Annotated in this window: 1 protein-coding gene; it reads right to left on the bottom strand. The window is 66.3% G+C overall.

Going from position 1 to position 208, the window contains the following annotated elements:
* A partial coding sequence (locus EN804_RS37650; RefSeq protein ID WP_189524713.1) for a hypothetical protein occupies positions 1-208 on the bottom strand: 208 nt, incomplete at both ends.

Raw genomic sequence — 208 nt, 5'->3', positions numbered from 1 at the left:
CTCGCACCGGCCGCGCCGAACACGTTGCCGTTCGTCGAATGGCCAAGCCCTTCCGTCACGCTGTTGGCATCGTTGGCCGCAACCGGGATGTCGTCGACGATTGAGATGACGATCGATGCCGGCGTGGCATCGCTGTCGCCGGTGGCGTCGGTGACCGCCATGGTGATTGTGTCGCTGAGCGGGTTGACCTCGCCCTGGCCGGTGTGGG

It is taken from the genome of Mesorhizobium sp. M8A.F.Ca.ET.161.01.1.1 (genome assembly GCF_004792105.1).
Taxonomy (GTDB): domain Bacteria; phylum Pseudomonadota; class Alphaproteobacteria; order Rhizobiales; family Rhizobiaceae; genus Mesorhizobium.
Note: the sequence above shows the minus strand (reverse complement) of the source record. Positions and strands in the feature narration are given on the sequence as shown.